Origin of the sequence: Devosia sp. (assembly GCF_041917035.1) — a bacterium.
Lineage (GTDB): Bacteria > Pseudomonadota > Alphaproteobacteria > Rhizobiales > Devosiaceae > Devosia_A.
In genome coordinates this window covers 1-5,536 of sequence record NZ_JAYRYM010000246.1, presented here as the reverse complement: position 1 = coordinate 5,536, position 5,536 = coordinate 1, and the positions used below count along the sequence as shown (strand labels likewise).

Sequence of the window (5,536 nt, the reverse complement as noted above, 5' to 3'; positions counted from 1 at the left end):
TCGCCAGGTATGGCTCGACCGCCGGGTAGTCCTGCGCCAGCTTGCGGAACAGCTCACGGATGTCGCGCGCCTCGATGCGGACGCTGCCGTTGCCGCCGATCGAAGCGCTGAGGGCCCCCCAGAGCTTCACCTCGACCATCAGTCGGACCCCTGCGCTTCGAGCGCCGCCAGAATCCGCGGCGGCGACATCGGGACATGGGTCATGCGCGCGCCGACCGCGTTCGACACCGCATTGCCGACGGCGGCGAGCGGCGGCACGATCGAGGTCTCGCCGACGCCGCGCACGCCGTAGGGGTGGTTGGGATTGGGAATCTCGAGAATCTGCGTATCGATCATCGGCAGATCCGAACACACCGGAATGCGGTAATCGAGGAAGCCCGGGTTCTGCAGCCGGCCGTCCTCGCCATAGATGTACTCCTCGTTGAGCGCCCAGCCGATGCCCTGCACGGCGCCGCCCTGGTACTGGCCTTCGACATAGGTCGGGTGCACGGCCTTGCCCGCATCCTGGATGACGGTGTAGCGCAGCACCCGGGTGGCGCCGGTCTCGGGGTCGACTTCCACATCGCAGATATGGGTCGAGAACGAGACTCCGGCCCCGTCGGCGACGATCTCGCTGTGGCCGGCGACCGGACCGCCGGTCTTGGAGGCCGCCGCGGCGATCTCGCGGAGCGACAGCGGCGGCAGGTTGCCGTGGCCGCTGCCGACAGCGCGCGCGGCGCCGGCCTCCCAGACGACGTCGTCGACCGGGATGTCCCACATCGCGGCCGCCCGTTCGCGTAGCACGCGCTTGGCGTCGCGGGCCGCCCGGATGATGGCCATGGACGAGGAGAAGGTGCCCCGGCTGCCCTCGGTCGTGTCATTGAAGCCCAGCGTCGCCGTATCGGCGACGACGGCCTTGACCTGATCATAGGCGATGCCGAGTTCCTCGGCCGCGACCAGCGACAGCGAGGCGCGCGACCCCCCGACATCGACTGTCCCGACGGCCAGCGCCACCGTGCCATCCGCGCCGATATTGAGGTCGACGCAGGTCTGCCCGCCGAAATTGAACCAGAAGCCGCAGGCGACGCCACGACCCTGGTTCTTGCCGAGCGGCGCGCTCATGTGCGGATGCGCCTTGGCCGCGGCCAGCGTCGGCCCGATGCCGATCGGTCCGAAGACCGGGCCATAGGACGACCGGGTGCCCTGCCGGGCCGCATTCTTGATGCGCAGCTCCAGCGGGTCCATGCCGATCCTCGCGGCCAGCTCGTCGATGGCGCTTTCGACGGCGAAGGCCGCCATCGGCGCCGACGGTGCGCGGTAGGCCGCCGATTTCGGCCGATTGACGATCACGTCGTAGCTGACGGTCTTGACGTGCTTGAGATCATAGCAGGCAAACGCCGTCTGCGCCCCCAGGTCGCCCCAGGCGGCGGCATAGGCGCCGTTGGAATAGCGCAGCGTCGCCGTCGCGGCGGTGATCGTGCCGTCCGTCCTGGCGCCGATCTTGACGTCGATCGAGGTGGCGCTGGTCGGACCGGAGCCGCGGAACACCTCGTCGCGCGACATCACCAGCTTCACCGGCCGGCCGGCCTTGCGCGACAGGGCCAGCGCCACCGGCTCGCCCCAGACATGGGTCTTGCCGCCGAAGCCGCCGCCGATCTCGGAGGAGGTGACGCGCAGCTTCGAGATGTCCATGCCGAGCAGCTGCGCACAGAAGCGGCGGAAGGCGAAGTGCCCCTGCGTGCAGACCCACAGTTCGCCGGTCCCGTCCGGGTTGACGCTGGCCACGCAGGCATGCGGCTCGATGTAGCCCTGGTGCGTCTGCTCGGTGCGATAGCGGCGCTCGACGACGACATCGGCCTCGGCAAAGCCGGCCTCGGGATCGCCATGGCCGTATTCGCCGCGCTGCGCGACGTTCGAGGGCCGGTCGGGTCGGGGATGGACGCCCCGGGTGAACACCGACGGCTGGATCAGCGGCGCGCTCGCCAGCATCGCCTCGTCGACATCGGTGACATGGGGCAGGATCTCGTAGTCGACGGCGATGAGCCTGAGGGCCTCCCGCGCCGTGCGGGCATCGACCGCGGCCACGGCGGCGACCGCATGGCCGTCATAGCGCGCCGTGCCGCGCGCCATGCAATTGTCGAGGATGTCGTGGAGGTCGGCATCGCCATTGGTCAGGTCGGGCAGGTCGGCCGCCGTGATCACCGCCTTGACGCCGGGCAGCGCCTCGGCCCGGCCGGTGTCGATCCTCCTGATCCGGGCGTGGGCGTGGGGGCTCCTGAGGACGCGCCCCACCAGCTGCCCGGGCATGTTGAAGTCCGCGCCATAGCGCGCCCTTCCCGTCACCTTGTCGACCCCGTCCGGCCGGACGGGGCGCGTCCCCACCGATTTGAACTCCTGGGCCGTGTAGCGCAGTTCGGTCGTCATGGCTCAGGCTCCTCTCAGTACGCGTGCGGCGTCCTCGACGGCACGGACGATCTTGTCGTAGCCGGTGCATCGGCAGAGATTGCCCGCCAGCCCGAGGCGGATTTCCGCCTCGGTCGGGTCCGGGTTCCGGGCCAGGAGGTCCTTGGCCGCCATCAGCAGGCCGGGCGTGCAGATGCCGCATTGCAGGGCGGCATGCTCGAGGAACTTCTGCTGCAGCGGGTGCAGCCGGCCGCCCTGTGCCAGGCCCTCGACGGTCTCGACGCGGCGGCCCTCGAGCTCGGCGCCGAGCACCAGGCAGGCGCAGACGAGGCGCCCGTCGAGGATGACGCTGCAGGCGCCGCAATCTCCGGTGCCGCAGCCTTCCTTGGCCCCGGTCAGCCCCAGCCGGTCGCGCAGCACGTCGAGCAGCGTCTCCTCGGGCTGGCAGAGAAACTCGACGCGATCGCCGTTGACGATGGTTGAAACAGCTATGCCCGACATTACCTTGCCTCCGCCCGGCCATATGCGATCACGGCGGCACGCCGTGCCAGCACGCCCGCGATCTTCGTTCTGAATGCGATCGTGCCCCGCTTGTCGTCGATCGGACGGCAGGCGGCGGAACACGCTGCGGCCAGATCGGCGAGCGCGGCCTCGTCCAGCCGGGTGCCGACGATGGCCCGGGCGGCCTCGGCGACGAGGAGGACGGTCGGCGCCACGGCGCCCATCGCGACGCGCGCCGCCGCGACCCGGCCGTCCGCATCGAGCGTCAGGCTGATCCCGATGCCGACCACGGCGATGTCCATCTCGGTGCGCGGGGTGAACCTCAGATAGGCGTCGGCCGAGCGCGGTGCCGGCTTCGCCAGCCGGATCGCCGCGATGATCTCGCCGCGGCCGAGCGTCGTCCTGCCGGGGGCGGCGGGAATGTCCTCGACACGCGCCTCCCGCCGGCCGCCCGGACCGACGATCATCGCCCGCGCTCCGGCGGCGACCAGCGCTGGCACGCTGTCGGCCGCCGGCGAGGCGTTGCACAGATTGCCCGCGATGGTGCAGCGGCCCTGGATCTGCTTGGAGCCGATCAGGCCGGCCGCCTCCACCACCCCCGGCCAGGCGGCCCGCAGCGCCGCCGACTCGCCGAGCGCCGCACAGGGAACCGCCGCGCCGATCTCGAACCCGTCGCGCGTCTCGACAATGCCGCCGAGTTCCGCGATCGCCTTGAGATCGACGACCACCTCGGGCTCGACGAACCCTCCCTTCATCCGGACCAAGAGATCGGTGCCACCCGCCATCGGCGCGGCGTTGCCGCCCGCCGCGGCCAGGATGTCCATCGCTTCGGCCACTGAGCCTGGTCGCATGTAGTGCATCGCGTCTCGGATTCCCCCCTGTGTCGCGTGCGCCCGGGCCCGCCTCGCCCGGCCCCCCGGCCGAACGCCGGCCGGACCGCGGACCGAGGCCGGCGCGCCGGCACACCTCTCCCAGGTGGAACACTATCCACGCCACAGCGATCTGTCGACGCCGCTGCGGCAAAGTATGCCTGCCGGCGGATGAGCGCGTCCCGGCGCCCCGGGCCGGGATCGGCGCTTCGGCAATAGCGGTCGGCCATCGGGCGGCTGCTCCCGCCATCGGGGCGGCGCAGGTGCTGTTGCTAGACGACCTGGCCGAACAGGAAGCCGATTGCCGAAGTCGCGGCCATTGCTATCGCCCCCCACAGGACGACACGGATGGCCGGTTTCAGCGCCCCCGAGCCGCCGGTCCATCCGCCGAGGGCGCCAAGCGCTGCAAGCGCCAGCATGGTGACGGCCACCGTGACCCAGACGAGCAGGCCGGTGGGCGTGAGCGCCGCCGCGGCCAGCGGCAGAGCGGCGCCCACGGCGAAGGTCAGCGCGGAGGTCACCGCCGCCTGCAGGGGATTAGCGGCCAGGTGGCCGGACATGCCGAGTTCCTCGCGGGCATGCGTTCCCAGCGCATCGCGGGCGGTGAGTTCCTCGGCCACCCTGCGGGCCAGCTCGGGGCTGAGCCCGCGGGCCTCGTAGATGCCCGCCAGTTCGTCGCGTTCGGCCTCGGGTTGCTCGGCAAGCTCGCGTCGCTCCCTGTCGAGGTCGGCGGCTTCGGTATCGGCCTGCGAGCTGACCGAGACGTACTCGCCGGCCGCCATCGACAACGCGCCGGCGGCGAGACCGGCGACCCCGGCCGAGAGAATGGCGCCATGGTCGGCAGCACTCGCCGCGATTCCCACGATCAGGCTCGCCGTGGAGACGATCCCGTCATTGGCGCCCAGCACTGCCGCCCTGAGCCAGCCGATCTTTTCCATCGCATGTCGTTCGGTATGGATGTGCAGCCGGCTCAAGGCAGCCTCCGTTCAATGCAGCGGCGAAGGACTGTGGCGTCGGTTCCCCTCGGCCGGGCAGGTCTCAATCGTCATCATGGTCCTCGAATGCCTCGTCGTCATCATCATCGTCGTCGTGATGATGGTGACGGCCGCCCGCCACATTGACTGGTGCCGTCATGTCGTCGGCCGAGCACAGGATCGGACCTCTGAGGCGCTCGCCCGACCCCAGCATGAAGGTGCCCTCGACATGGCTGCCGACGCCATTGGCGATGCAGTGCTGGGCGATCAGCTCCGGCGTGAGCCGGGAGCGAATATCACCCGCCGCCGGCTGTTCGGCCCGGGAGGCCCCAAGGGCCAGCAATCCGGCCGCGAGGGCCAGTGAGCCTGCCACCAGGGCGTGTCGTCGCATGCGTGTCATCTCGGTCTCCTGTTCCGATCCCTCCGGCCTAGAGTCCCGACCTGACAGCCCGCTGAAGCGGGCGGAATCCCGCTTCTGGCGGCATGAAAAACCCCGACCTCGCGAGAGGCCGGGGTTGATTGGTCGGAGTAGAGTGATTCGAACACTCGACCCCCTGCTCCCGAAGCAGACCACGGGGTAGCGGACCCCGCATTTCTGGGCTTTTTGGGGCACTATCGATGACGAAAGTCTCGTTTTGTTCCGCTAACCCTGTCGGTGGCCTGTCGGTGGAGGGTCAGCCCGGTTAGTGGATGATCAGGGAGCGGCTGTTGTCCCAGTAGCCGCTGTTTAGGAGTGCCGGACCACCTTGGGCCGCTTCTTGTGCGCGCCGTTGTATCCAATAATGCTCTCGAACCGCCCGATCAACCAAT

Annotated in this window: 5 protein-coding genes; all 5 read right to left on the bottom strand. The window is 70.0% G+C overall.

Features of this window, described 5'->3' with window-relative positions:
• Positions 1–138: 138 nt before the first annotated feature.
• Positions 139–2,403, bottom strand: a complete 2,265-nt coding sequence (locus ACE3TU_RS18430; RefSeq protein WP_374626869.1) for a xanthine dehydrogenase family protein molybdopterin-binding subunit — start codon at positions 2,401–2,403, stop codon at positions 139–141.
• A gap of 3 nt (positions 2,404–2,406) precedes the next feature.
• Positions 2,407–2,883 (bottom strand): (2Fe-2S)-binding protein, encoded by a 477-nt coding sequence (locus tag ACE3TU_RS18425; protein ID WP_374626867.1) that lies wholly within the window; start codon positions 2,881–2,883, stop codon positions 2,407–2,409.
• On the bottom strand, positions 2,883–3,743 hold the full coding sequence (locus ACE3TU_RS18420) for a xanthine dehydrogenase family protein subunit M (protein ID WP_374626864.1): 861 nt from the start codon (positions 3,741–3,743) through the stop codon (positions 2,883–2,885). Before ACE3TU_RS18420 ends, ACE3TU_RS18425 begins: the two co-directional genes overlap by 1 nt.
• Positions 3,744–4,024: 281 nt before the next feature.
• On the bottom strand, positions 4,025–4,690 hold the full coding sequence (locus tag ACE3TU_RS18415; RefSeq protein ID WP_374626871.1) for a VIT family protein: 666 nt from the start codon (positions 4,688–4,690) through the stop codon (positions 4,025–4,027).
• Between the two features lie 100 nt (positions 4,691–4,790).
• The gene (locus ACE3TU_RS18410) at positions 4,791–5,126 is read right to left on the bottom strand and encodes a hypothetical protein (protein ID WP_374626862.1); all 336 of its coding nucleotides are present in this window, start codon (positions 5,124–5,126) and stop codon (positions 4,791–4,793) included.
• Between the last annotated feature and the right edge of the window lie 410 nt (positions 5,127–5,536).